Below are 24,898 nucleotides of genomic sequence, written 5' to 3' on the forward strand. Positions count from 1 at the left end.
ATGGACCGTTACGAACTGCGCAGGATCGACTACAGCCTGTCCGAACACCACGTGGATTTGCAGACCGTCTACAAGCAGTTCTTCAAGACGCACTGCCCGATCGAAACGGTCCGTGCCGCAGAAGCTTCGGGTTTCGACAAGGACCTATGGGAGCGGCTCTGTGCGATGGGCGCCACCACCATGGCGCTGCCGGAGTCCTGCGGGGGCGACGGCGCCACGCTGGTGGATCTCACTCTGGTGGCAGAGGAGATCGGGCGTTCGCTGGCTCCGGTTCCGTGGATCGACCACGTCTGTGCCGCGCGGTTGCTGGCCAGCCTCGGCGTATTGAGCGATGACACCGCGGGCATCGTCAACGGAGAACAGCTCGCCGCCCTGGACGCACGCATCGACAGTGTGTCCGGTCCCCGGCTGATACCCACCGGATCGATCGCCGACCATATCGTCGCTCGCGACGGGGACGACATCGTCCGCCTGACCTTTGGTACCCGCCCGGCCAAGGTCGATAACATCGGCCGGTTACCGATGGCGTGGGTGGACCCGGCCGTCGCCGATACCCGGACCGTCGTGGCTCATGGAGCCGAGGCGTTCGCGAAATACGAACGTGCACTGGATGAATGGCGACTGCTCACCGCGGCGGCGCTGGTCGGCCTGGTCGAGGAGACGATGACGATAGCGGCCGAGTTCGCCAAGAGCCGCTACACGCTGGGTGTGCCCATCTCGACGTTGCAGGGCATCTCGCACCCGTTGGCGAACATGGCAATCACCGTTGCGGGCGGGCGCAACTTGGCGCGCCGTGCCGCGTGGTTCTTGGACAACGAGCCCGATGAGCGTCCCGAGCTGGCGCCTTCGGCGTTCGTGTTCATGGCAGAAGAGGCCGCGAAGGCGGCCACGATGGCGGTCCATATTCAAGGCGGCCTTGGTGTTTCGTCGGAGGCCGCCGCGACCGCGTACCTGGTGCGCGCCCACGGCTGGCCGCTGGCCGGCGGCGACCCAGGGGCCACCGCCACCCGGGTTGCCGAGATCGTGACCGCCCGCGAGAGTGCGGCCCAGGCCGCCCGCGGCTAGGACAGGAGCCAACCGATGGATTTCTCCCGCGTCGAGCTAGCTGACGAGGATAGGGCCTTTTTCGATGAAGCCCGAAGCTTTTTGGCAACGCAGGTGACCGACGAGGTCATTCGGCGAGACCGCGAGACCGGCGACAACTTCGACGAGGGTGTGCACCTGGCTTTCGGGGCCGCCGGCTATTTGGAAAAGGAATGGAGGCCGTCGTCCGACGGCGGGTTCAGCCGGGTGCAGCGGCGAATCTGGGAGCTGGAGAAACGCCGGGCGCATGTGCCGTGGGTGACGTGGGGCACCACCGCGATGGTGGCGCGTTCGGTGGAGAAATTCGGCAAACCCGAGCTTGTCGCGGACGTGATGCCGAAGGTGTTCAGTGGCCACGTCCGTTTGTGCCTGGGCTACACCGAACCCGAAGGCGGCTCCGATATCGCCACCTGCAAGACGCGCGCGGTGCGCGACGGTGACAGCTGGGTGATCAACGGCTCGAAGATGTTCACCACCGGCGCGCACAACTGCCAATATGTCTTCCTGATCACCAACACCGACCCCGAGGCGCGAAAGCATAAGAGCATCACCATGTTCCTGGTTCCGCTGAACTTACCCGGCATCGAGATCCAGGGCATTCGGACGGTCGACGGCGACCGCACCAACATCGTCTATTACAGCGACGTGCGTGTCGACGACAAGTACCGGCTCGGTGACGTCAACGGTGGATGGACGGTGCTGCGTGAGCCACTCAACGTCGAGCATGGCGCCGTGGCGGCCGCGCCCGACGGCTTGCAGGACAACTCGATCATGATGCACCAGGCCGGCTTCATGGCAGCCGCAGTGGACAACGCCGTAGCGCGCGTCACGCAGCCGGACGCCGGCGGACACCGGCGCAGCGAAGACAAGTCGGTGGCATATCGCCTGGGACGCAGCTTCGCTCGAGTTGAGGCTGCGTTGAGCGCGTCCAGCATCTTTGGGCGCGTCGCGATCGCACAAACGATGCGGGACGTCTCCCCGGAACTGATGGACCTGCACGGTGCCGCGGCGTCGTTGCCGTTCGGGGCCGACGGCGCCGCCGACGACGGCAGCGCCGAGTACGCGTACCGCTTTGCCCCGCTGGTCGGGATTTACGGCGGCACGCTGGAGGTGTTTCGGAACATGATCGCGCAGCACGTGCTTGGGCTCGGCAAGCCCAATTACTCACCGCCGGCGGCGAAGGTCACCTGATTCGACGAGCGCCGCAAAAGCGCGGTGTAACCGCTCAGGCGCTGGCGAGTGCCGGAGGCTTGGCGGCGTTGCGATCGGGGTTGGCGATCGGCAGACCCATGAAGCGGCGTGCGTTGTCGCCCATGAAGTCGTAGGTGCGCCGTTCGTCCATGTCGTCGGCGTACTTCCAGAAACCCTTTGGCTCGGCGAGTCCCTCGGGGTGTGGGTAGTCGGAACCGAACAGCACCCGGTCCCAGCCGACCGTGTCGACGACATCGGCCACACAGCCCTCCCAGAAGGGGCTGACCCAGATGTTTCGCCGGAACACCTCGTGCGGGTGCTCGGGGAAGTTCTGCGGCATCTTCTTCTGTAAGTCTTCAAAGTCGTGAAACAGCGGGAAGATTCACGAACTGCCGTTCTCGACGCTGGCGATGCGCAGCTTAGGGAAGCGGCTCAGCGTTCCGTGACAGATCAGGCTGGTGATCATGTCCGCAATTTCCCGGTGGCCCAACGTCATCCAGCGGAAGGCGCTCATGGCCATGAAACTCTGGGTGTGGGGCGGCTCCCATTTGGCGACGTAATCGTCCAGCGGTGGGTAGCTGGCGTGCAGCACGATCGGCAGCCCGGCGGCCTCCACGTCACGCCAGAAGGGATCGAACTCCGGCAGTGCCGGGGAGCGCCAGCCGTGAATCCCGTTCACCGGGCCCGGTTTGATCAGCGCGGCGCGAACACCGTTGTCCAGCAGGTACTCCAGCTCGCGCTGGGCGGCGTCGACCTCGGACAGATTGATGATCGGCGTGGAGAACACCCGGTCTTCGTAGTTGTAGGTCCAGTGCTCGAGCATCCACTGGTTCAGCGTGTGGATGATCGCGAGCGTCAACTCGGGATCGTCGGCCGAGGAGTGTTCGACCAGGCTGGCCAGCGTGGGGTAGTTGAGGGCCTCGACGACGCCCTGGCGGTCGAGTTCGGCGATGCGGTCGGCCGGATTGCGGGTGGCCTCCGGTGCCTCGATCGCCTTGCCCTGCATTTCGCGCAGCGTCAGCCCTTCGGTGTTCTGACCGGCGAAGAACTTCTCGTGTGCGCCCGGTGCGGCGACGCGTTCGAAGGTCGGGTTCGGGATGAAGTCAGAAACCTTGTTGTTGATAATGATTCGGGTCTGCCGCCCGATCTGGGCGAACTGGACGGCTCGCGAGTACTTCTCCGGCAGATACTTAGTCAACGACTCCGAGGTTTCGTACATGTGCTGGTCGGCGTCAAAGATCGGCGCCTGGGTGAACTGAGCCATCGAATGTCCCGTCAGGTCGTCAGGATGGTCGCCGCGGCGGTGCCGGGCGCGCCGTACAGCTGGGTGAACCCCACCTTCGGATTGCCGGGCACCTGGCGATCGCCCGCCTCACCGCGCAGTTGGCGCACGATTTCGTGGATCTGGCGCAGCCCAGAGGCGCCGATGGGCTCGCCGTTGGCGATCAGCCCGCCGTCGGTGTTGACGGGCATCGGGCCGCTGATCTCGGTGGCGCCGTCGGCCAGCAGCTTCTCCTGGTCGCCGTGCTCGCAGAACCCGCACTCGGCCATGTGGATGATTTCGGCACCGGCGTCGGTGTCCTGCAACTGGATCACGTCGACGTCGCCGGGGGCGACGCCGGCCTTCTCGAATGCGGTGCGGGCGGCGTAAACCGTTGGTGCCACGTCTTCTTCGACCGGAGCGCAGGTGGTGTTGACCTCATAGGCGCCGTAGCGCCGGGTGCGGACTTCCACCGCTTTCAGATAGACCGGCTTCGCGGTGTAGCGGTGTGCGATGTCGGCCCGACACATGACCGCCGCCGCGGCACCCTCGTCGGGTGCGCAGAACATGTACTGGGTCAGCGGGTAATTGAGCATCGTCGAGTTGAGGATGTCCCCCTCGGGGATCGGCTTGCGGCGAAAGGCATTGGGGTTCAACGCGCCGTTGCGGAAGTTCTTGGCGGCGACCTTGGCCAGCGTCTCCTGGGAGATGTTGTGGTCGTGCAGGTAGCGGTTGGCCTTCATGCCGAAGAATTGCGTGGTCAGGTACTGGCCATTTTCCGCATACCAGCTCGGCATGCCGACCAGCGCCGGATCTTCGGTGAACGCTCCGCGGGGATGCTTGTCCAAACCGATCGCGATGCCGATGTCGTAGTCGCCCAACCGGATTCCGTCCGCACAGGCCTTGAGGGCACTGGCCGCCGTGGCGCAGGCGTTGAACACATTGGTGAACGGGATGCCGGTCAGGCCGACCATGCCGACGATCGCGTCGGGATTGGCGACCGTCCAGCTGCCGCCGGTGGCGAACTGGACGTCCTTCCACTCGATACCGGCGTCGGCGACTGCGGCCATGATCGCGTCGACGCCCATCTGCATCGCCGACTTGCCTTCGAACCGGCCGAACGGATGTAGGCCCACGCCAATAATGGCCACGTCATTCATGCAATGGCTCCTGCATTCTTGAGTTCCTCGATGCGGTCCCAGTCCATGCCGATCTCCATCAGCACGATTTCGGTGTGTTCGGAGGCCTGCGGCGCCCGGGTGGTATCCAACGGCTCGTGGTTGAACTGGACCGGGCCGCGCACTACCTTGAACGGCGCTCCGCCGGCGGCGACTTCGACTTCGGCGATCATGTCGTTGGCGATGGCCTGCTCGTCGTTGGCCAGGTCGATCAGGCTCTGGAACGGCGCCCACTGGCCCTTCATCGTCTTCAGGTGCTGGCGCCAGTACTCAAAGGGCTTGGCGGCGAAGGATTTCGCGATCAGTTCGGCGGCCGCGTCGGCGTTCTGAATCAACGGGAGCACCTCGGAGAAACGCTCGTCGTCGGCGGCCTCGGGGATGCCGAGGTGTTCGAAGGTGTCGCGGATGATGCCGGTCGGGCTGATGATGCACAGGTTGATCGTGCCGCCATCGGATGTTTCGTAGTTGCCCATGAACGGATTCACCGAGACCGCGCTGGCCGAACCCGGCATCGGGGTGCGCATCACCTCTCCGGTCTCCATACCCTGCGTCATGCTGGCGCCGGCGGCCCACCACGCCGTGCTCAGCAGCGACACATCCAGTTCGACCGCCTCGCCGGTGCGCTCGCGATGCAGCAGCGCGGCCGAGATACCGCCGGCGATGAACATGCCGCCGATGGAATCGCCGAACGCGGGAATGCCTTGTCCCAGTGCGCCGCCCAGCTCCTCCGGTGTCAGCGCGTAGCCGATGCCGCTGCGCGTCCAGAACGCGGTTCCGTCATAGCCACCGACATTGCGCTCGGCGCCCTTGTCGCCGTAGGCCGAACCCCGGGCATAGATGATGTTCGGGTTCGCCGCGCGGATGTGCTCGACGTCGAACTTGTGCTGTTGCCGCTGGGACGGTTTGTAGTTGGTCAGAAACACATCCGAGGTTTTGGCCAGCGCGTAGATGACTTCCTGGCCGCCGGGGGTGGAGACGTCGATCCCGACGCTGCGCTTGCCGCGGTTGGGATGTTCCATCAGCGGATGCCGGTCCGGGTTGACCTGAATGCCGCCCATGTTGAGGAAGCCACGTTGAGTGTCGCCGCGCAGTGGGTGCTCGACCTTGATCACGTCCGCGCCCCAGTCCGCGAGGATCGCTCCCGCCGCCGGGACGAAGGTGAATTGCGCAACCTCGAGGACACGAATGCCCTGCATTACCTTGACCATTTCTCCCACCAGCCTCGTCTCGACGTCAGAAGACCTATCGCGGACGCTACTTGGCGTCGAACGTCACGGGAAGCGCCGTCGGCGATCGGAAGGGCTGGCCGTGGATGTGCGGGTCGTCATCGGTGAGCACGGTGAAGTTGGTCAGCCTGTTCAGCAGGCATTCGACCGCGACCCGAGTCTCCAGCCGCGCCAGGTGCAGACCCAGGCAGGTGTGCTCGCCGGCGGCGAACGAGATGTGCGGCATGGCCTTGCGGAAGATGTCGAATTCTTCGGCCCGCTCCCAGCGTGCTTCGTCGCGATTGGCCGAGCCGATGCACACGCCGACCACCGAGCGCTGTGGAATTGTCACGCCTTCCAGCTCGACGTCCTCGGTGGTGAACCGCTGCACGGTAGTCAGCGGCGTCTCGTAACGCAGACCCTCCTCGATCGCCGGGCCGATCAGCTGGTGATCGGCCTGCACCGCGGCGAACTGCTCGGGATGGGTGAGCAACAGATACAACAGGTTTCCGGACGATCGGTAGGTGGTTTCCAGGCCGGCGGGCAGCAGCAGCCGCAGGAAGGAGTAGATCGCCTCGTCGGTCAGCTTTTCGCCGTCGATCTCGGCGGTGACCAGATCGCCGATGATGTCCTCGGTGGGCTTGGACTTGCGCTGCTCGATCTGCTCGACGAAGTAGTCCTTCAGCGCCGCGGACGCCTCGAAGGCCTTCTCGTAGTTGACGTGGTAGCTGATCAACTGCACCGCGCGCTTGCGGAACATCGGCAGGTCTTCGTCGGGCAACCCCAGCAGCCGGGCGATGACGCGGGTCGGGAACTCGAAGGTGTAATTGCGGATCAGGTCGGCGTTGCCGGTTTCGATGAATTCGTCGATCAGCGCGTTGCAGATCGGCCGGACGATGGTCGGCTCCCACTGCGCCAGTGCCCTGGACTTGAACGCCGCCGACACCAGGTTGCGGTGTTCGCGATGCTTCTTGCCCTCCATCGCCAGAATGGTCGGCCCCATGAACAGGCCGATCGTCTTATCGTAGGGCCGGGAACTGAACACCCGCCCGTCCCGGAATACCGTGTTGACGGCGTCGAACGACACCGCGGAGTACTCGTTCTTGGGCAGCATGGACTCGGGTGTCTTGGTGTAATCCATGACCGTGCCGCGGAAAACACCCGATTGACGGCGCTTGTGCGCGAAGTACGGATAGGGGTCGCGCACGCTGACGGTTTCCTCGCCGGTGCCGGCGGTGTGAACGTTTGTCGTCACCTAAATCTCCAGCATCTTCTTCCGTCTCAGCACGAATGGGCCGTCGTTACGTAAGATCGTACTGTAATTACTACAGTAGACAACATGGGCTTAGGATCGGCGGCGTCATGAGCACACTCGATGACCGTGCTGACAGCACCGTCGAACAGCAGCGGGCGACCTTGGGTGCGATTCTGGCCCGCCAGCGCCGGGCTTTCGTCGCCGACGGGCCACCCGGCCTGGCGCTGCGGCGCAACCGGATCGACCGGCTGATGGCGCTGGTCCTGGACAACACCGACGCGTTCGTCGATGCCATGGCCATCGATTTCGGCACCCGGTCCAAGGCGGCGACGTTGTTCACCGAGGTCATCGGCATGATCTCGGTGATCGAGCACACGAGATCTCATGTCGCTCAATGGATGCGGGCGACCAGGCTGATGCGCGCGGCCGGACTGTTCGGGCTGCGCGCCGAGGTGCGGCCGTCGCCGCTGGGCGTGGTCGGCATCATCGGGCCGTGGAATTTTCCGCTCAATCTCGTGGTGTTGCCCGCCGCGACCGCATTCGCCGCGGGCAACCGGGTGATGATCAAGATGTCGGAGATCACCTCCCACACCGCCGAGTTGATGAAGGCGACCGCACCGAAGTACTTCGACTCCGACGAACTCGAGGTCGTTACCGGCGGGCCCGAGGTCGCGGCGATGTTCTCGACGCTGCCGTTCGATCATCTGTTCTTCACCGGTTCGCCCTCGGTCGGCGCCCTGGTGCAGCGGGCCGCCGCGCAGAACCTGGTCCCGGTGACGCTGGAGCTCGGAGGCAAGAACCCCGTCGTCGTCGCACCCGCTGCCAACATCCGCCGGTCGGCCACCCGGATCGCGCAGGGCCGCATGGTCAACGGCGGACAGGTATGCGTGTGCCCCGACTACGTCTTCGTCCCCGCTGAGCAGATCGACACGTTCGTCGGCGTCGCGCGGGAGACGTTGCGCGACATGTTCCCCAGTATCGTCGCCAACGACGATTACTGCTCGAGCGTCAACTCGGCCAATTTCGACCGGGTCGTCGGCCTGATCGAGGACGCCCGAGCCAACGGCGCCACCGTGGAAACCGCTGCGCCGCAAGGTGAGCTATTGCCCGACCGTCATTCGCGCAAGATCGCGCCCACCATCGTGCGCGACATCGACGACACCATGAAGATCGCCAGCGAAGAAGTCTTCGGCCCGGTCCTGGTGGTCAAGGGATACTCGCGTCTCGACGACGCCATCGACTACATCAACGCGCGGCCCGCACCCCTGGTGGCCTACTGGTACGGACCCGATGACGGCGACTTCCGCAACTTCCTAAACAACACCCGCAGCGGCGGCGTCGCTCGCAACGACTTTGCCGCGCAGATGATTCCGTCGGCCGCGCCCTTCGGCGGCGTGGGCCGCAGCGGCATGGGCGCGTATCACGGCAAGGCCGGCTTCGACGCGTTCTCCCATCACCGGTCCGTGGTGGGCAGCGACCTGCCGTTCAGCATCACCGGCAGCGCAGCGCCACCCTTCGGGAAATCGATGCGCTGGTATGCCGACGCCATGATGCGCGTGACACGTGCCCGCACCCGCCGCCGGCTCAAGGGCGATCCGCGCGTCTAGCGGGCCTGGGGATTCAACCGCGCGGCCCGCGCCATCAGGTCGGCGTACCGGACACCCAGCAGCCGCGGCATCGCCGCCATTGCCCACCCGTCGGGTCCGATCACGATGCGGGGACGGTTCTTCTCGGCTCCCCGCAGGATGGCCCGGACGGCCTTCTCCGGCGACGTAAGTGCCAGTCGGGAAAAGTACTTCGCCGCCTGTTCGGGATCCTCGGTGTCCGCGGCCCGCATGTTGGTCCCGAAGTTGGTGCGCACCACCCCCGGATGCACGCAGTGCACGGTCACCGGATGGCCCTGGATGATCATCTCCTGGCGCAGCGCCTCGGTGAAGCCCCGCACCGCGAATTTCGAAGTGCTGTAAGCACCTTGATAGGGCACCGCGATCAGGCCGAAGGCGCTGGACAGGTTGACCAACCGCGCCGGCTGTTCCCGAGTGCCGGCTTCGATCAGCTGCGGCAGAAAGGCTTTCGTCCCACTGACCACGCCGCCGATGTTGATGCCGGTCAGCCAGTCGAAGTCCTTCCAGGACATGTCCGCAATGCTGGCGAACAGGTCCACCCCGGCATTGTTGAACAACATCGAGGCGGGCCCGAGATCGCGGCGCACGTCCTCGGCATACCTGCACACCGCGTCGCGGTCGGCGACGTCGACCAGATACGTGGTCACGTGCCCGGAGCGGCACATCGCCTGGGTCTGTGCCAGGCCCGCCTGGTCGATGTCGGAGGCCGCGACGTGCGCCCCGTCCTGGGTGAGGGCTTGGGTCAAGGCGCGTCCGATTCCCGACCCGGCGCCGGTGACGACAGCGACGCGATCCTGATACTTCATGAATTCTCCTGTCCCGCTTGCTCGCGCGCCCAGCGGTAGTCGGCCTTGCCCGACGGACTGCGCTCGATGACAGGGCGGAAGACGATCGCCTTGGGCAGTTTGTAGCGGGCCAGCGACTGCGCGGCGTGGGTCACCAGATCGTCGGCATCCGCGTGTGCTCCTTCGGCCAGCGCGACGACGGCGACGACCTCCTGGCCCCATCGCTCGCTCGGCCGGCCCGCGACCACCACGTCGGCCACCGCGGGGTGCGAGGCGATCGCGGTCTCGACGTCCTCGACGAAAATTTTCTCGCCGCCGGAGTTGATCGTCACCGAATCACGGCCCAGCAACTCGATACTCGCGTCCTCGCAATGCCGCGCCCGATCGCCCGGGACCGCATACCGCACGCCGTCGATGACCGGGAAGGTCGCGGCGGTCTTGGCCGCATCGCCCTTGTAGCCCAACGGGATGTAACCGCGCTGAGCCAGCCAGCCGATCCCGTCAGTCCCGGCGGCAGGATCGACGCCAGATCCTCGGCCGCCACGAAGGCGTCCGGGCCGGCGTTGAAGGTGCCGGTGGACACCGCACCCGAGGCCGACATGTGATGCATCTGCGCGCCGGTCTCCGACGATCCGACACCGTCCACGACGAAGGCGTTCGGCAGCGCTTCGAGCAAGCGCTGCTTGACGTACGGGGTGAGTAAGGCGCCGCCGTTGGCGATCACCGACAGCGACGACACGTCGGCGATGCCCTGCTCGATTGCGGCGAGCAATGGCCGGGCCGTCGCGTCGCCGACGACCGTCACTACCGCCACCCGCTCCCGCTCGATCGTGCGGACCACGTCCTCGGCATCCAAATGGTCGACGACGGAAGGGAAGACGACTGATTGCCCGGTGGTCAGGGCGGTCATCACGCTCCACTGTGCGGCGCCATGGATCAGCGGCGGCAAGATCATCAGCTTGGTCGCCGGGCCGGCGGCGACTCGTTCCACGATCTCGTCGACCGAGCCGGCGGGCTCGCCGGTCATCAGATTGCGGCCGCCGAACGACGTCATGAAGATGTCGTGCTGGCGCCACAGCACACCCTTCGGCATGCCCGTGGTGCCGCCGGTGTACAGGACGTAAAGGTCGTCGGGGGAGTGCTGCACCGGCGGCGGCTTCGACGCAGTCGAACCGATGACGCTGTCGTAATCGACTGCGCCGTGCACCAAGTCGTTGCCCGAGTCGTCGGCGATCTGGATCAGCACGCGCAGTTGCGGAAGGTCGGGCAGGACTTCGGCCACCCGCGGTGCGAACGCGGCGTGGTAGACCAGCGCTGTCGCACCCGAATCCGCGAGCAGATACTGCAGCTCGCTCTTGACGTAGCGGTAGTTGACGTTGAAGGGTGCCACTCGCGCCGCAAACGCACCGAGCAACGACTCGACGAATTCGTTTCCGTTGTGGGCGTACAGGCCGAGCAGGTCCTGGCCCACCTCATGACCGGCGAGGTTGGAGCGTTCGGTGTGGCAGCCGAGACCCCGGGAATGCAGGTACGCGGCGAGCCGGTTGGACCGCTCGATGGTCTGCGCGTAGCTGAATCGTCGATCGCCCTGGATCAGCAATTCCCGGTCGCCGATCGTGGCGGCGACGGCCTGGGCAACGGCGGGAACCGTGAATTGTGTTGTACTGTCTGACATTATACCTCTCACGGCTGGTGGGGTAGCAGTCGTACCATCAAGCCGCTGGCTTCGCTGAGCAGCGATCCATCGGCGGAGGTCATCGTCGAGGTGATGAAGACCTTTCGGCGTTCGGCATTGCTGATGCGGCCTTCGGCGATCAACGGTTCGTCGATCGGGGTGATTTTGCGGTAGTCGACATGCAGGTAGGCGGTCCGAGTCGGGCGGATGCCGGCGGTGGACACCACCATGCCGAACATCCAGTCGTAGAACAGCGGGATCATGCCGCCGTGCACCGCGTTGTTGCCGCCGACGTGGGATTGGGTGAAATGCCCTTCCATGGTCACACCGTCGGGCCCGGATTCCGTCACCATCCAGGGCGGCATCAAGGGGTGGGCCAACCCCGGCAGGCTCAGCACCCGGCCGGCCACCGTCTCGGTCTCCGGAACCTGGTGGCCGTCCAGCAAGGCGCAGGCGTTCTCCAGATGGGCGGCCGCCGCGGCCCACAGCGCGGGGTCCGGTTTGGTGGACACGGTCAGGTCCTGCAGGCGCCGCAGCGCCGCGACGAACGGGCCGAGCTCCGCCGGCGCATCCTCGACCGGTTTGACGTCGGGGAACCCGCCGCGGGTTCCGGAGGCGGTGTCGGTCATGCGGATCCTTTGTTCCATGCCTGGAGCAGATCGTCGGTCGTGGTGATCGTTGCCAGCAGCGAAAGCGTGTTGGCGATCATCGCAGCACCGTACTCGGTGGGGATGCCCGCCACGGCGTCGGAGGGGATGACTACGCGGTAGGCGGCGTTGACCGCATCCATCACCACATTGGGTATCGCGATGTTCAGCGACACACCGACCACGACGACCGTGGACACCCCGAGGTTACGCAGCACCGCGTCCAGGTCGGTGCCGCCCATCGGTCCCACGCCGTGCCAGCGGCACAGAATTAAATCCGTTGGCGCAGGACCTAATTCGGGTAGCACTTCGGCACCTGGCGTGCCGGGAGTGATGTCCACCTGGTTGCCGCAGCTCATCGCGAAGATCTTGGCGTTGTGGTTGGACCCGAGGCCGTCGGGCCGTCGCTGCACCAGGCAGTGCACGACATGCACCCCGGCCGCGCGGGCCGCCGGCAACAGCCGCGCGATGTTGGGCAGTGCCTCGCGGCGGGCTTCCTCGGCGAGCATGTCCAGCCCTGCGTCCGGACCCATCACCGCGCCCTGACACTCCTGAGCGATGATCGCGGTGTGGGCGGGCGTGACGAGGTCGACGAGCTGAGGCTTCATGCCGGCACGTCGTAGAACTGTGTCGCCCATTTTCGCAGTGCCATATAGCCTTTCGCGTCGACCTTGGACAGGGCCGGATTCTCGACGTACTTCTGGTAGCGCCAGATTTCCAGGTCGTCGAAGACGGTGGACAGGAACTGCTTTTCGATCAGGTCGCGCAGCTTGCCGTCGGGCACGTCGGAGTCGTCGCCGGGAATTCGGGGCCACCAGATCGAATAGAACAAGTCCGAGCACTCGTCGTCCACCGGTGTGCAGGTGAAAATCAGGCGATGATTCTGCGCGCCCTCAAAGACGCTGATCGCCCCACCGAGACCGAACAGGTGGCTGTGGAACCGCAGCGCGAGATCGTCGGGATTATCGCTGCGCGCGTCCGGCCAGCCCGCGATGAATTGCCATTCCTGGTCCACGATCTTCCAGTCCAGCACCCTTGGTGTCACCGTGGCGTGGTGCACGTACTCGAAATGGGCGCTGTCCGGGGCGTTCTCCGCCACGATCTGCGGATGCACCGGTTCACGCTCCGCGCGCCGGGAGAACTCCGGATACGCCCGGTAGTAGCCCGCCGGATCCGTCTCGAACTGCGGGAACTTACCGAAGATGTCCGGCATCTCCCATTGCGGCTCCTTGCCGTCCGGGTGATGCCAGAGGAACACGCAGTCGTATTGCTCCTGGACGGGATACGGCTTCAGCCGTAGCGCCCGGTTGGGGCGATCCGGCTGATAGGGGATGTACCGGTTGGTGCCGTCCGGGCCCCAGCGCCAGCCGTGGAATGGGCACTCGACGCAGTCGCCAACCACCTTGCCGCCGTGGCCGATGTGGGCGCCGAGGTGCTTGCAGTGTGCTTCCAGAACGTGCAGTTCGCCGGACTCGTCGCGATAGGCCACCAGATCCTCACCGAAATACTGCAGGGGCCGGACCTCGCCATTGGGGAATTCGGGCGACCACCCGATCATGAACCATTCGGTGACTTTCCAGGTGAAAGGGACCCTCACGCCTGCCCTCCCGTAGTAGTTTCGCTCATACTAAGTCCGTTACAGTATAGATTTCAGCAGGTCCTCTGAAGTTCGTCCAGAGCGCGGCAAGGAGCGTGATGACTCAAGCGGTTGCCTCGGTGGCTGATGAGCTGGAAGAGCTTCGGAAACTCAAGGCGCGATACTGCCGATTTCTGGACACCAAAGACGTCGAATCCTGGCGCGGCGTGTTCACCGCCGATGTGGTGGTCACCCTGGACGTGGCGGTTTCGGTCGCCGGTGCCGACCCGCTGACCGCTGCGCCGATCGAGGGCGTCGACAACTTCGTTCCGACGGTGCTGGGTGGCCTGGTGGGGGTGGCCACCATGCACCATTGCCACACCCCGGAGCTGACCCTCACCTCGGCCGCCACCGCCACCGGCATCTGGGCGATGGAGGACCTGCTCATCTTCGGCGACGGTCGCCAGATGCACGGCGCGGGTCACTACCACGAGACCTACCAGAAGGCCGACGGTTCTTGGCGGATCAAGAGCCTGCACCTGACTCGAACGATCCTGAGGATCAGCGGTGGCGAGAATGGCTGAACCCGACGCCTCCTTCGACGTGCTGGTGATCGGCGCCGGGTTCTCCGGCCTGTACATGCTGCACCGGCTGCGGCAGCTCGGGATACCCACCCGCGTGCTGGAGATGGCCGAAAATGTCGGCGGCACCTGGTTGTTCAACCGCTACCCCGGTGCGCGCTGTGACATCGAAAGCATCGAGTACTCCTACAGCTTCTCCGAAGAGATTCAGCAGGAATGGGTCTGGACGGAGTCGATGCCCGCCCAACCCGAGATCGAGGCGTACCTGAACTTCGTCGCCGACCGGCTGGACCTGCGTCGCGATATTGCGTTCCACACCAAGGTCGTTGCGATGGAGTTCGACGAAGAGGCCGCGGTATGGCTGGTACGAACCGAATCCGGCGAGTCCTTTGTCGCTCCATTTGTCGTCGCCGCCTCCGGCATCCTGTCGGTGCCGCTGCAGCCGGACATCGCGGGGATGGGGACGTTCGCCGGAACCTCGCTGTTCACCAGCCGCTGGCCGCAAGAGGGTTTCGACCTGACCGGCAAGCGGGTCGGCGTCATCGGCACCGGCTCCACCGGAGTGCAGCTGATCCCCGTGGTTGCTCAACAAGCGTTGCAGCTCTGCGTATTTCAGCGTTCTCCCGCGTACACGCTGCCCTGGCGGGTGCACCAATTCGCGCCCGGCGAGCTGGACGAGATGAAAGGCCGGTACGGCGAGATCCGGGAAGCCCAACGGGCCCACCCGATCGGAGCGGCGCGCCTGAGTGCCTTTTCGGTGTTGCTGGAAATGCTGAGCAGTCCGCCGCTGAAGTCGGCGTCGCGGGAAGATCAATTGCGTGCCGTCGAGGAGAACGGTGTGATGGGCGCGCTCAACTGGAGCGACATCTTCTTCGACATCGAAGCCAACCAGATGGCAGCCAAGCTGTACGGCGAGGCGGTCGCCCGCATCGTCAAGGACCCGCAGACCGCGGCGTCGTTGGTGCCCGTGCATCCCTTCGCGTGCAAGCGGCCGATCATCGATCAGGGCTACTACGAGACGTTCAACCAGCCCAACGTCACACTCGTCGACCTGCGCAAGGCGCCGATTCGCGACATCACCGCTAACGGCATCCGCACCGAAACCCAGGAGTACGAGCTCGACGTGATCATCTATGCCACCGGGTTCGACGCGATGACCGGTGCGCTCAGTCGCATCGACGTCCGGGGCCGTGCTGCCATGTCGCTGGGCGAGTTCTGGGCTACCGAAGGCCCGCTGTCCTACCTCGGTCTGGCGGTCGCCGGTTTCCCGAACCTGTTCACCATCCAGGGCCCGGGCAGCCCGAGCGCGGCCACGAACTTCGTCGCGGCGCTGGAACAACATGTGGAGTGGATCGGCGATTGCATCGCCCATCTGCGCGACAACCGAATCCGCACCATCGAAGCGCTGGACACCGCGCAGCAGGAATGGATCGAACATGCCACCGCGCTCGTCGCGCCGACGGTGTTGGTTCACCCGTCCTGCAACTCTTGGTACAACGGCGGTAACGTGCCCGGCAAGAAGCGGATGTACATGGGCTATACCGGTGCAATTCCCGAATATCGGCGCCGCTGCGACGAAATCGCCGCCGGCGGATATACCGGCTTCAAGCTGGCCTAACTGGTTAAGGTGAGCGGCATGTCATTGGCGACGCGCGGGATTGGTATCGGCCGCGAACTGGGCATGGTGCTGCCGCGCACGGTGGCCGGCCTCAACGAGTCAACGGGCTGGGACCCCTTTTCCCGCCGGGGCGCGCGCCAGTTCGGCGAGGTCATGTTGGACGAACTTGTCCTGAGTGGCTTTTCGCTGCTGAGCGGAGACCTGACCAAGGACGTGCGGCCGCTAAGCGCATGCGCGCCGGCCGCCGAGGAGTTGTCGACGCTGGGTATCGACGGCGCGCACGCCGCACCAAAGCCCTTGCGCGCGACGTCGATACGACGCCACCGTATCGGCCGACTGGCGTACGAGCGGATGACGTTCGAGCACGATCCGCAGCTGCCGGAGACGCTGGCGGCCGAAGGCCTGAGCGGCCCGGCCAGGGCGGTGGTGCACCTGTGCCGACACCCTGAGGGTCGCCGGCCATGGCTGATCTGGGTACACGGAGCCGGTCAGGGCGGCACCGAAGATCTGTTGCTGTCGCGCATCGGCCACATTCACCACACGCTGGGGTTCAACGTCGCGATGCCGGTGCAGCCGGGCCACGGATGCCGGCGCCGCGAATGGCCGGCCTATCCGGATATGGATCCACTGGGCAACGTCGCCGGCATGATGCGGTCGGTATCGGAGGTGCGCGCCGTGCTGCGCTGGGCACAGCCGCAAGCCAGTGCCGTTGTGGTGTCCGGTATTTCGATGGGCACTCCGGTCGCTGCGCTGGTCGCGCACCTGGAGCGGCAAATCGACGCGGTCGCGCTGTACACCCCTATTCTGGGTCTCAACGCGATGATCGCCCGCCACCTTTCCCGCTGGGGGTCGGCGCGCGACGCCTTCCGGGACCTGCTGGGATCCCCGGTGGTCGCGCAGTTGACGTCGGTGATCGATCCGCTGAAGGTCGACCCGGCGCCACCGCCGCAACGCCGGCTCATCGTCGGGGCATGGCACGATCGGATGGCAATGCGCGAGCCCACCGACGCGTTGCAGGAGCGCTGGGGCGGTCAGCTGTACTGGTACGACGGCAGCCACGTGGGCCACATCTTCTCTCGCCGCGTACAAAAAGTCTCCGAGCGATTCCTGCGTGAGGTTGCTTCGCAATGACGGTCACCCGGACGGCGCGCGAAGTGGTCGAACTGTACAACCTCGTGGTCTGGAACGAATGCGATCTCGAACTCGCCGAGGAGTTATTGGGGGACAACGTCATCCGGCACGAGGTCGGTGAGGCGCGAATACTGACCCACGCGCAGGCCGTTGCCCGGGTGTCGGATATGTGGCAACAAGTCGAGTCGCTGCACTTCGACCTGAACGTCGTCATCGCCAATGAGGACGGTGAGCACGTCGCCATCGTCTACGACTCGATCATCACCACCGGCGATGGCAGCGAAACTCACATCGCCAGCATCGAAGTGTTCCGCGTCGTGGCCGGCCGGATCACCGAAGTCTGGAACTGCGGCTACCACCAAGGAGTTTGGAATTGACTGATCGCGCGCTCGACGAATTGGGCTACTACCTGCTGGCCGGGGCCGGAGGGGAGGGGCCGGCGACGTTGATGGACGAGGCCCGCCGTGGCGAGGAGCTCGGCTTCGGCACCGGATTCATCTCCGAGCGCTGGAACGTCAAGGAGGCTTCGTCTCTGGTCGGCGCGGCCTGCGCGGTGACCAATCGGATGCAGATCGCTACCGCCGCAACCAATCACAACACGCGGCACCCGCTGATCACCGGATCGTGGGCAACCACGATGCACCGGCTCTCGCGCGGGCGATTCACGCTGGGCATCGGGCGTGGCATCGCCGCGATCTATGGCGCCTTCGGCATACCGGCGGTCACGACCGCGCAGATGGAGGATTGGGCTCACGTCATGCGGCGCCTGTTCCACGGCGAGCTGGTCTTCAACCACGACGGCCCGATGGGCAAATACCCGATCCTGTTTCTCGACCCGGACTTCAACGAAGACATCCGACTGGCGCTGGTGGCGTTTGGCCCCAACACGTTAGAGCTCGGCGGGCGGGCCTTCGACGATGTCATCCTGCACACCTACTTCACGTCGGAGACGTTGGCGCGCTGCGTCAAAACGGTCAAGTCCGCGGCGGAGAAGGCGGGCCGCGACCCCGACAGCGTGCGGGTGTGGTCGTGCTTCGCAACGGTCGGTGACCACCTGCCCGAAGAGCTGCGCCTGAAGAAGACTGTCGCCCGGCTGGCCACCTATCTGCAGGGGTACGGCGATCTGTTGGTCAAAACCAACAACTGGGATCCCGCTGTGCTGGAACGCTTCCGGGCGGACGCGGTGGTGACCTCGATCGCCGGCGGCATCGATCACAAGGCGACGCCCGTGCAGATCGAGCACATCGCGACGCTGATTCCCGATGAATGGCTGCAGCCCTCGGCCACCGGCTCGTCGCAGCAGTGTGCGGATCGCATCCGCAAGGAATTCGGGTACGGGGCCGACGCGGTGATCATGCACGGCGCGACCCCCGACGAGCTGGAACCGGTGGTCGCGGCCTACCGGGCGGGGGATTAGCCGAGCCGCCGCCGCGCGCCGCTCACGGCAATATGACCGTGCGGGTCACCGGCTCCGCGGCGGCCTGGCGGGCCGATAACCCCCGCTTCAACGCGGCCAGCAGCGCGTCGCGCGTTTCGCGCGGATCGATCAGCTCGTCGAACCCCATGCCCTCGGCCGAGCGGAAAGACGCCTGCAACTCGGCGTCGCGCAGCTTGGCGGACACATCCTCGCCGGCGTGCGTCGCGCGACTGAGCGCGGCGGCACTCATCGCGCCCATCGTGGCACCCGGGTAGGCGAAGGTGGCCGTCTGCTGGTCGAAGCCGAGCAGCGACATCACCATCGAGCCAAAGCCGTACGCCTTGCGCAGCGTCACGTGCAGCTTGATCGTCGTCGCGGCGGTCTGCGCGGCGAACATCCGGCCACCGGCGCGCAGCACGCCCATGCTCTCCGAGCGGCTGCCGGGCAGCATCCCCGGGTTGTCGGCCAGGAAGATGATCGGCAAGTGGAACGAGTCGGCCACCAGGATGAAGTGGGCGGCCTTGTCGGCCGCGTCGGCGTCGATCGACCCGGCCAGCACCTTGGGCTGATTGGCGACGACCGCGACCGGGTGCCCGCCGAGGTGGGCGAGCGCGCAGATGATCGCCTTGCCGTAGCGCGGCTGCACCTCGAACCAGTCGGGGTCGTCGAAGACCACATCGAGCACCGCGCGCATGTCGTACACGCGGCGGTTGTCGCGAGACACGATGTCCAGCAGCTCCGGCGTCGCGCGCGGTTCGGCGGTCTCGTCGGCGGGCCGCGACGGCGGATACGACCATGCGCTCGGCGGGAAATACGACAAGTATCGGCGAATGTCGTCGATCACGGCTTCGTCGCCTTCGGCGAAGTTATGGATCACTCCGCTGGGCAGCGCCACCCCCGGCCCGCCCAGGTCTTCCTTCGAAATATCCTCGCCCGTCGACTCTTTGACCACCGGAGGCCCCGCGGTGAAGATGGTGCCGTTGGCACTCATGATCCGGAAGTCGCACACCGGGGCGACGAGCGCGCCGTGCCCCGCCGACGGACCGAGCACGGCGGCGACGGTCGGGATCCGGCCCGAGCATTGAGTCTGGGCGAGAAGGTCGGTGGGGGTGCGCCCGTAGTGCCCGCCGGTGGGCCGGAAGCCCGCGCCGTCGAGCAGCATCACCAGCGGGACCTTGTCGCGGACCGCGAGCTCCGCGATCCGGTAGCGCTTGGAGTTGCCACCGGGCCCGATGCTGCCGGCCAGCGTGGTGAAGTCCTCGGCGCCCACCATCACCGGGACTCCATCGACCAGCCCGGAGCCCGTGACGATCGCGTCGGCCGCAATCTCGCCCCCGACCAGGGTGCCGATTTCGCGGAACGTGTCCGGGTCCAACAGCCGCTCGATGCGGGCGCGGGCGTCCAGCTTGCCCTTGCCGCGGTGCTTTTCCAGCCGCTCTGGGCCGCCCATGCCGAGCGCGTGCTGACGTCGTCGGTCGAGATCCCCGAGCGTCTCGTCCCAATCCTGGGCTTTCGTCATGACTAAGTCCTACCTCTTACGGGTGCCGTCGCGCGCACCTACTCCGATGGTGGCGACCCGCTGCGCCCGGCTATGCCGCGCTTGCAATCGCCACTCGATGAGCAGGGTCACATACTGGATTGCTTACTGTAAAGTTACCCGCATGCTTGACGGCCCCCGCCTCAAGATCGACGGCGGAATTCCCAATCGACTGGAACGCGTCGTTGAAGCGGTCGGCCACCTGGAACAACAGGGTTACGACGGCGGCTGGACGGCCGAAACCAGTCACGACCCGTTTCTGCCGCTGCTGCTGGCCGCCGAGCACACGACGCGACTCGAACTCGGCACCAACATCGCGGTGGCGTTCGCGCGCAATCCGATGATCGTCGCCAACGTCGCCTGGGACTTGCAGGAGTACTCACAGGGTCGCTTCATTCTCGGCCTGGGCACCCAGATCCAGCCCCACATCGAGAAGCGATTCAGCATGCCGTGGAGTCATCCGGCGCCCCGGATGCGCGAATTCGTCTCCGCGTTGCATGCCATCTGGTCGGCCTGGAACGGCGACGCCAAGCTGAGTTTCGAGGGCGACTTCTACACGCACAAGATCATGACGCCGATGTTCACCCCGGAGACGCACCCGCATTCGGTGCCCAAGGTGTTCATCGCCGCCGTCGGTGAACTGATGACCGAGATGTGCGGCGAGGTCGCCGACGGCCACCTCGGCCACCCGATGGTCTCGAAGCGCTACCTCGACGAGGTGACGATGCCGGCGCTGCTGCGAGGCATGGCGCGCAGCGGCCGCGACCGCCGCGGCTTCGAGGTGTCGTGCGAAGTGATGGTCGCCACCGGTGAGAACGACGCCGAGGTTGCGGCGGCAAAGACGGCCACGCGCAAGCAGATCGCCTTCTACGGATCCACGCCCGCGTATCGCAAAGTGCTCGACCTGCACGGCTGGGGCGAGCTGCACACCGAGCTGAATCGCCTGTCCAAGCAAGGCGAATGGGATGCGATGGGATCGCTGATCGACGACGAAATGCTCTCGGCTTTCGCGGTCGTAGGTCCCGTGGACGAGGTCGGCGACGCCCTGAAAAGCCGTTGCGAGGGCGTGGTCGACCGCGTGCTGCCGATCTTTTACAACGCTTCTCAGTCCTGTATCGCCGCCGCTATGAAGGAGTTTCGCCAGTGAGCACAACGACGATGGACGATGCCGGTCGGTTGTTGGCAGATCCGTTGGCGTACACCGACGAAAAGCGGCTGCACACGGCGCTGGCTCATTTGCGTGCCACCGCGCCGGTGTCGCGGGTCGAGGTGCCGGACTACAAGGCGTTCTGGGCGATCACCAAACACGCCGACATCATGGACATCGAGCGCGAGAACATGCTGTTCACGAATTGGCCGCGCCCGGTGCTCACCACCGTCGAGGGCGACGAGCTGCAAGCCGCGGCCGGGGTGCGCACCTTGATCCATTTGGACGACCCGCAACACCGAGTGGTGCGTGCGATCGGCTCCGACTGGTTTCGTCCAAAGGCTATGCGCGCGTTGAAGATGCGAGTTGACGAGCTCGCCAAGATCTACGTCGACAAGATGCTGGCGGTCGGCCCCGAATGTGACTTCGTCCAGCAGGTTGCGGTGAACTACCCGCTTTACGTGATCATGTCGCTGCTGGGTATCCCGGAGGCGGACTTCGCCCGCATGCTCAAGCTCACCCAGGAACTGTTCGGCAGCGACGACTCCGAATTCAAGCGTGGCGACACAAGCGAGGATCAGATACCCGCGTTGCTCGACATGTTCGGTTACTTCAACGGCGTGACCGCGGCCCGCCGCGAGAATCCGACCGAGGATTTCGCCTCGGCGATCGCCAACGCCCGCGTCGACGGTGAACCGCTGTCCGACATCGACACCGTGTCCTACTACCTGATCGTGGCGACCGCCGGCCATGACACCACCAGCGCGACCATCTCCGGCGGCCTGCAGGCACTCGTCGAGAATCCGGACCAACAGAGGCGGTTGCGCGACAATCTCGACCTGATGCCGTTGGCCACCGAGGAGATGATCCGCTGGGTGACCCCGGTCAAGGAGTTCATGCGGACCGCCAACGAGGACACCACCGTGCGCGGGGTGCCTATCGCCGCGGGAGATTCCGTGCTGCTGTCTTACGTGTCGGCCAATCGCGACGAGGAAGTCTTCGACGACCCGTTCCGTTTTGACGTCGGGCGAGACCCCAACAAGCACCTGGCCTTCGGTTACGGCGTGCATTTCTGCATGGGTGCGGCCCTGGCCCGGATGGAAGTCAACAGCTTCTTCTCCGAGCTGCTGCCCCGACTCAAATCCATTGAGCTGAGCGGTGATCCGGAACTCGTTGCCACGACGTTCGTCGGCGGCCTCAAGCACCTACCGGTGCGCTATTCGCTGGTCTGAGTCGGCTCCGCCAGGGATGCGCACTACCCGGCGTTATTGAGCGATCCGCTTACCTTGCGCTCGCTAGACTCCGCTGTGGAGGACTACGCAATGGCGCATAGGACGATCGTCATCACGGGCGGCAGCGACGGTATCGGTGCCGCGGCCGCCCGACGGTTACGTCGCAGCGGTGATGACGTTGTGGTGGTGGGGCGATCGGAGAGCAAGACCGTCTCGGTGGCCGCGGAATTGGACGCGGACTACTTCGTGGCCGACTTCAGCGACTTGGCTCAGGTTCGTGCCTTGGCAGACAAGATTCGTTCCCATTATTCGCGCATCGACGTGTTGCTCAACAACGCCGGTGGCATGCAAACCAAAATTCAGCGGACTCCCGACGGTTACGAACACACCTATCAGGTCAACTACTTATCGCCGTTCCTGCTCACCACCTTGCTGTTGCCGGTGCTCATCGATTCGCGCGCGACCATCGTCAACACGACCAGCTCGTCACACAAGTTGGTTCGCCGCGCCACCGTCGACGACCTTCAGGACACCGCACGGCGCCGGCCCGGCACCGCCTACGCGTTGTCCAAGCTCGCTATCGTCTTGTTCACCAAGGAATTACACCGGCGCTACCATGCCGGCGGGCTATCCGTTGCGACGGTCCATCCCGGCTACGTCAACTCCAACTTCGGCCGCGCGTCGGGATCGCGGTTCCTGGTCTTCATGCAGCAGTACACGCCGCAGGCCCGGTTCACCGCGAGCGTGGACGAAGGGGCAGACCAACTGGTGTGGCTCGCGTCCAGCGTTCCCGGTGACGAATGGATGCCGGGGGAGTACTTCGCGAAACGCAGGGTCGCTAGAACCAGCCGCTTGGCCGGCGATCCCAGCCTTGCCCGCGAGCTGTGGGAGCGCACTTCGGCCACGCTCGGCTGAGCACCCCGGAGCGCACCCGAATATCGCTCGTTCCCAAGGCAATCGCCATTGATGGTCCCGCGTGAGGTTAGTCGAGGATTCGACGGGCAACGTTGGTCGTGATCAGGTCGAGCAGTTCGTCGCCGCGACCGGCAAGGATGGTGCGGATCGCGTAGAGCGTGAAGCCCTTGGCCTGTTCGGCGGAGATCGAGGGCGGGATGCTCAATTCCTGGCGGGCGGTGACAACATCGACAAGGGCGGGCCCGTCATGGGCGAACGCGCCGGCCAGTGCCGACTCGAGTTCGCCGGGCTTTTCGACGCGGGCACCGAACATTCCTAATGCTCGGGCGACCGCCCCGAAGTCGGGGTTACGCAGATCGGTGCCGAAGTTGACGATGCCTGCTGCCTTCATCTCCAGCTCGACGAAGCTCAACGAGGAGTTGTTAAACACCACGACCTTGACCGGCAGTTTGTTCTGCACCAGGGTCAGCAGCTCACCGAAGAGCATGGCGAGTCCGCCGTCGCCCGCCAGGGCGACTACCTGGCGACCGCGGTCCGGGGTTTGGGCTCCGATGGCGTGCGGTAACGCGCAGGCCATGGTGCCGTGGGTAGTTGAACCGATCAGCCGGCGCCGCCCATTCATGGTCAGATACCGCGCCGCCCAGATCACCGGGGATCCGACGTCGTAGGTGAACACGGCATCGTCGGCGGCGAGCCGGTCGATTGTTGCCGCCACGTACTCGGGCCGGATCGGGGTGCGGTCTCGGTCGTTGACCGCCAGCGCGTCCATCGATCCTCGGGTCTTGCGGTAATGCCGCACTGCCCGGTCCAGGTGGTCGTGGTCGGTCTTATTGCGCAGTAGCGGCTCCAGCGCGGTGATGGTGTCCTTGACCGTACCGACCAAACCGACATCGACGGGGGTGCGCCGGCCGAGATGGCGTCCGCGGATATCCACCTGGATCACCGTGGCGTTCTCGGGATAGAACTGCCGGTAGGGAAAGTCCGTGCCCAACATCAGCAGAACCTCGGCCTCGCGGATCGCCTTGTACCCGGAGGCGAATCCCAATAGCCCGGTCATGCCAACGTCGTAGGGGTTGTCGTATTCGATGTGCTCCTTGCCGCGCAGGGCATGAACGATCGGCGCCTGCAGCGTGGCGGCCAACCCGATCAATTCATCGTGGGCACCGGCCGCGCCGGCGCCGGCGAGGATCGTGATCCGGTTTGAAACGTCGAGGATCTGGGCCGCGCGGGTCAGCGACTCGTTGTCGGGACGTAGCACCGAGTGGGTGGGCTTCACGGGGCGAACGTCCCACGCGTTCTGTGCGGCTCGGCTCAAGAACACCTCGCCGGGTATCACCACCACGGCGACTCCGCGTTCTTCGACGGCGGCGCGCATCGCCATCTCGACGATGCGCGGTGCCATCTCGGGCGTGCTGATCAGCTCGCAATAGACGCTGCATTCTTTGAATAGCTGCTCGGGGTGGGTCTCTTGGAAGTAGCCCGATCCGATTTCGGTCAGCGGGATCTGCGCTGCGATCGCGAGCACCGGAACCGCGCTGCGCTGCGCGTCGTAGAGCCCATTGATCAGGTGCAGGTTGCCCGGCCCGCAGCTGCCGGCGCACACTGCCAGCCCACCGGTTAAGGCGGCGTCCGCGGCAGCGGCAAACGCGGCGGCCTCCTCGTGGCGTACGTGATTCCAGGTGATGCCCGCCGCGCGGCGGATCGCGTCGGTGAACCCGTTGAGACTGTCACCGGGCAGGCCGTAAACACGTTGGATGCCACTGGCTTTCAGCGCGGCGATGATCTGGTCGGCGACGGTCGTCATCGTTGCCGTCCTCTCCGAGTCTGTCCGGCGTTGGG

General features: G+C 65.3%; 20 protein-coding genes and 2 pseudogenes. 11 read left to right on the forward strand and 11 right to left on the reverse strand.

The window, feature by feature from the left end; translation table 11 throughout:
- Both H7K34_RS07050 and H7K34_RS07055 read left to right on the forward strand, forming a co-directional pair.
- Complete coding sequence (locus H7K34_RS07050) at positions 1–1,065, forward strand: acyl-CoA dehydrogenase family protein (RefSeq protein WP_264061129.1); 1,065 nt, start codon at positions 1–3, stop codon at positions 1,063–1,065.
- A 15-nt stretch (positions 1,066–1,080) separates the two neighbouring features.
- Positions 1,081–2,274, forward strand: coding sequence for an acyl-CoA dehydrogenase family protein (locus tag H7K34_RS07055; protein WP_264061131.1), 1,194 nt, complete (start codon positions 1,081–1,083; stop codon positions 2,272–2,274).
- A 34-nt stretch (positions 2,275–2,308) separates the two neighbouring features.
- Here the strand turns inward: H7K34_RS07055 and H7K34_RS07060 are convergent.
- The 4 genes and pseudogenes from H7K34_RS07060 to H7K34_RS07075 form a co-directional block, all read right to left on the reverse strand.
- Positions 2,309–3,538, reverse strand: a pseudogene (locus H7K34_RS07060) (amidohydrolase family protein).
- Between the two features lie 11 nt (positions 3,539–3,549).
- Entirely contained in the window at positions 3,550–4,695 is a 1,146-nt protein-coding gene (locus H7K34_RS07065; RefSeq protein ID WP_264061133.1) for a thiolase family protein, read from the reverse strand.
- Positions 4,692–5,909, reverse strand: a complete 1,218-nt coding sequence (locus tag H7K34_RS07070; protein ID WP_264061247.1) for a CaiB/BaiF CoA transferase family protein — start codon at positions 5,907–5,909, stop codon at positions 4,692–4,694. The genes H7K34_RS07065 and H7K34_RS07070 overlap by 4 nt, the downstream gene beginning before the upstream one ends.
- Positions 5,910–5,967: 58 nt before the next feature.
- On the reverse strand, positions 5,968–7,173 hold the full coding sequence (locus tag H7K34_RS07075; protein WP_264061134.1) for a cytochrome P450: 1,206 nt from the start codon (positions 7,171–7,173) through the stop codon (positions 5,968–5,970).
- A gap of 170 nt (positions 7,174–7,343) precedes the next feature.
- Between H7K34_RS07075 and H7K34_RS07080 the strand changes: the two genes are divergently transcribed.
- Complete coding sequence (locus tag H7K34_RS07080; RefSeq protein ID WP_264061249.1) at positions 7,344–8,780, forward strand: coniferyl aldehyde dehydrogenase; 1,437 nt, start codon at positions 7,344–7,346, stop codon at positions 8,778–8,780.
- Here H7K34_RS07080 and H7K34_RS07085 read toward each other — a convergent pair.
- The 5 genes and pseudogenes from H7K34_RS07085 to H7K34_RS07105 form a co-directional block, all read right to left on the reverse strand.
- Positions 8,777–9,604 carry an SDR family NAD(P)-dependent oxidoreductase gene (locus H7K34_RS07085; protein WP_264061135.1) on the reverse strand — a complete coding sequence of 276 codons (828 nt, stop codon included), beginning with the start codon at positions 9,602–9,604 and terminating at the stop codon, positions 8,777–8,779. The genes H7K34_RS07080 and H7K34_RS07085 overlap by 4 nt on opposite strands.
- Positions 9,601–11,258 (reverse strand): annotated as a pseudogene (locus H7K34_RS07090) (acyl-CoA synthetase). The gene H7K34_RS07085 and the pseudogene H7K34_RS07090 overlap by 4 nt, the downstream one beginning before the upstream one ends.
- A gap of 8 nt (positions 11,259–11,266) precedes the next feature.
- Positions 11,267–11,887: a PaaI family thioesterase gene (locus H7K34_RS07095; protein ID WP_264061137.1), complete on the reverse strand. Its 621-nt coding sequence runs from the start codon at positions 11,885–11,887 to the stop codon at positions 11,267–11,269.
- The gene (locus tag H7K34_RS07100) at positions 11,884–12,513 is read right to left on the reverse strand and encodes a cysteine hydrolase (protein WP_264061139.1); all 630 of its coding nucleotides are present in this window, start codon (positions 12,511–12,513) and stop codon (positions 11,884–11,886) included. Before H7K34_RS07100 ends, H7K34_RS07095 begins: the two co-directional genes overlap by 4 nt.
- Positions 12,510–13,502: a Rieske (2Fe-2S) protein gene (locus H7K34_RS07105; RefSeq protein ID WP_264061140.1), complete on the reverse strand. Its 993-nt coding sequence runs from the start codon at positions 13,500–13,502 to the stop codon at positions 12,510–12,512. The genes H7K34_RS07100 and H7K34_RS07105 overlap by 4 nt, the downstream gene beginning before the upstream one ends.
- A gap of 98 nt (positions 13,503–13,600) precedes the next feature.
- On the opposite strand from H7K34_RS07105, the gene H7K34_RS07110 reads away from it, so the two are divergent.
- From H7K34_RS07110 to H7K34_RS07130, 5 genes are read left to right on the forward strand one after another with little or no spacing between them, the layout of a single operon-like run.
- A complete protein-coding gene (locus H7K34_RS07110) occupies positions 13,601–14,065 on the forward strand; it encodes a nuclear transport factor 2 family protein (RefSeq protein WP_264061142.1) in 465 nt (154 codons plus the stop codon).
- A complete protein-coding gene (locus H7K34_RS07115; protein ID WP_264061143.1) occupies positions 14,058–15,680 on the forward strand; it encodes a flavin-containing monooxygenase in 1,623 nt (540 codons plus the stop codon). The genes H7K34_RS07110 and H7K34_RS07115 overlap by 8 nt, the downstream gene beginning before the upstream one ends.
- Before the next feature lie 18 nt (positions 15,681–15,698).
- A complete protein-coding gene (locus tag H7K34_RS07120; protein WP_372510707.1) occupies positions 15,699–16,811 on the forward strand; it encodes an alpha/beta hydrolase family protein in 1,113 nt (370 codons plus the stop codon).
- A complete protein-coding gene (locus H7K34_RS07125; RefSeq protein WP_264061144.1) occupies positions 16,808–17,188 on the forward strand; it encodes an ester cyclase in 381 nt (126 codons plus the stop codon). The genes H7K34_RS07120 and H7K34_RS07125 overlap by 4 nt, the downstream gene beginning before the upstream one ends.
- On the forward strand, positions 17,185–18,228 hold the full coding sequence (locus tag H7K34_RS07130; RefSeq protein WP_264061145.1) for a TIGR03857 family LLM class F420-dependent oxidoreductase: 1,044 nt from the start codon (positions 17,185–17,187) through the stop codon (positions 18,226–18,228). Before H7K34_RS07125 ends, H7K34_RS07130 begins: the two co-directional genes overlap by 4 nt.
- 22 nt (positions 18,229–18,250) lie before the next feature.
- Here the strand turns inward: H7K34_RS07130 and H7K34_RS07135 are convergent, their stop codons facing one another.
- Positions 18,251–19,747, reverse strand: coding sequence for an acyl-CoA carboxylase subunit beta (locus H7K34_RS07135; protein WP_264061146.1), 1,497 nt, complete (start codon positions 19,745–19,747; stop codon positions 18,251–18,253).
- Between the two features lie 142 nt (positions 19,748–19,889).
- On the opposite strand from H7K34_RS07135, the gene H7K34_RS07140 reads away from it, so the two are divergent.
- From H7K34_RS07140 to H7K34_RS07150, 3 genes are all read left to right on the forward strand, one after another.
- Positions 19,890–20,912: an LLM class F420-dependent oxidoreductase gene (locus H7K34_RS07140; RefSeq protein WP_264061147.1), complete on the forward strand. Its 1,023-nt coding sequence runs from the start codon at positions 19,890–19,892 to the stop codon at positions 20,910–20,912.
- Between the two features lie 11 nt (positions 20,913–20,923).
- On the forward strand, positions 20,924–22,144 hold the full coding sequence (locus H7K34_RS07145; RefSeq protein ID WP_264061252.1) for a cytochrome P450: 1,221 nt from the start codon (positions 20,924–20,926) through the stop codon (positions 22,142–22,144).
- Between the two features lie 90 nt (positions 22,145–22,234).
- Positions 22,235–23,059 carry an SDR family NAD(P)-dependent oxidoreductase gene (locus H7K34_RS07150; protein WP_264061148.1) on the forward strand — a complete coding sequence of 275 codons (825 nt, stop codon included), beginning with the start codon at positions 22,235–22,237 and terminating at the stop codon, positions 23,057–23,059.
- A gap of 67 nt (positions 23,060–23,126) precedes the next feature.
- On the opposite strand, the gene poxB is transcribed toward H7K34_RS07150, so the two are convergent.
- Positions 23,127–24,863 carry a ubiquinone-dependent pyruvate dehydrogenase gene (gene poxB, locus H7K34_RS07155; protein WP_264061149.1) on the reverse strand — a complete coding sequence of 579 codons (1,737 nt, stop codon included), beginning with the start codon at positions 24,861–24,863 and terminating at the stop codon, positions 23,127–23,129.
- Positions 24,864–24,898 lie beyond the last annotated feature (35 nt).

It is taken from the genome of Mycobacterium montefiorense (assembly GCF_025823255.1).
Taxonomy (GTDB): Bacteria; Actinomycetota; Actinomycetes; order Mycobacteriales; family Mycobacteriaceae; genus Mycobacterium; species Mycobacterium montefiorense.

Bases quoted from the DNA above. Each gene is read 5' to 3' on its own strand.
- H7K34_RS07050 (WP_264061129.1), top strand. From the start codon at position 1: ATGGACCGTTACGAACTGCGCAGGATCGACTACAGCCTGTCCGAACAC.
- H7K34_RS07055 (WP_264061131.1), top strand. From the start codon at position 1,081: ATGGATTTCTCCCGCGTCGAGCTAGCTGACGAGGATAGGGCCTTTTTC.
- H7K34_RS07065 (WP_264061133.1), bottom strand. From the start codon at position 4,695: ATGAATGACGTGGCCATTATTGGCGTGGGCCTACATCCGTTCGGCCGG.
- H7K34_RS07070 (WP_264061247.1), bottom strand. From the start codon at position 5,909: ATGCAGGGCATTCGTGTCCTCGAGGTTGCGCAATTCACCTTCGTCCCG.
- H7K34_RS07085 (WP_264061135.1), bottom strand. From the start codon at position 9,604: ATGAAGTATCAGGATCGCGTCGCTGTCGTCACCGGCGCCGGGTCGGGA.
- H7K34_RS07095 (WP_264061137.1), bottom strand. From the start codon at position 11,887: ATGACCGACACCGCCTCCGGAACCCGCGGCGGGTTCCCCGACGTCAAA.
- H7K34_RS07100 (WP_264061139.1), bottom strand. From the start codon at position 12,513: ATGAAGCCTCAGCTCGTCGACCTCGTCACGCCCGCCCACACCGCGATC.
- H7K34_RS07110 (WP_264061142.1), top strand. From the start codon at position 13,601: ATGACTCAAGCGGTTGCCTCGGTGGCTGATGAGCTGGAAGAGCTTCGG.
- H7K34_RS07115 (WP_264061143.1), top strand. From the start codon at position 14,058: ATGGCTGAACCCGACGCCTCCTTCGACGTGCTGGTGATCGGCGCCGGG.
- H7K34_RS07120 (WP_372510707.1), top strand. From the start codon at position 15,699: ATGTCATTGGCGACGCGCGGGATTGGTATCGGCCGCGAACTGGGCATG.
- H7K34_RS07125 (WP_264061144.1), top strand. From the start codon at position 16,808: ATGACGGTCACCCGGACGGCGCGCGAAGTGGTCGAACTGTACAACCTC.
- H7K34_RS07135 (WP_264061146.1), bottom strand. From the start codon at position 19,747: ATGACGAAAGCCCAGGATTGGGACGAGACGCTCGGGGATCTCGACCGA.
- H7K34_RS07140 (WP_264061147.1), top strand. From the start codon at position 19,890: ATGCTTGACGGCCCCCGCCTCAAGATCGACGGCGGAATTCCCAATCGA.
- H7K34_RS07145 (WP_264061252.1), top strand. From the start codon at position 20,924: ATGGACGATGCCGGTCGGTTGTTGGCAGATCCGTTGGCGTACACCGAC.
- H7K34_RS07150 (WP_264061148.1), top strand. From the start codon at position 22,235: ATGGCGCATAGGACGATCGTCATCACGGGCGGCAGCGACGGTATCGGT.
- poxB (WP_264061149.1), bottom strand. From the start codon at position 24,863: ATGACGACCGTCGCCGACCAGATCATCGCCGCGCTGAAAGCCAGTGGC.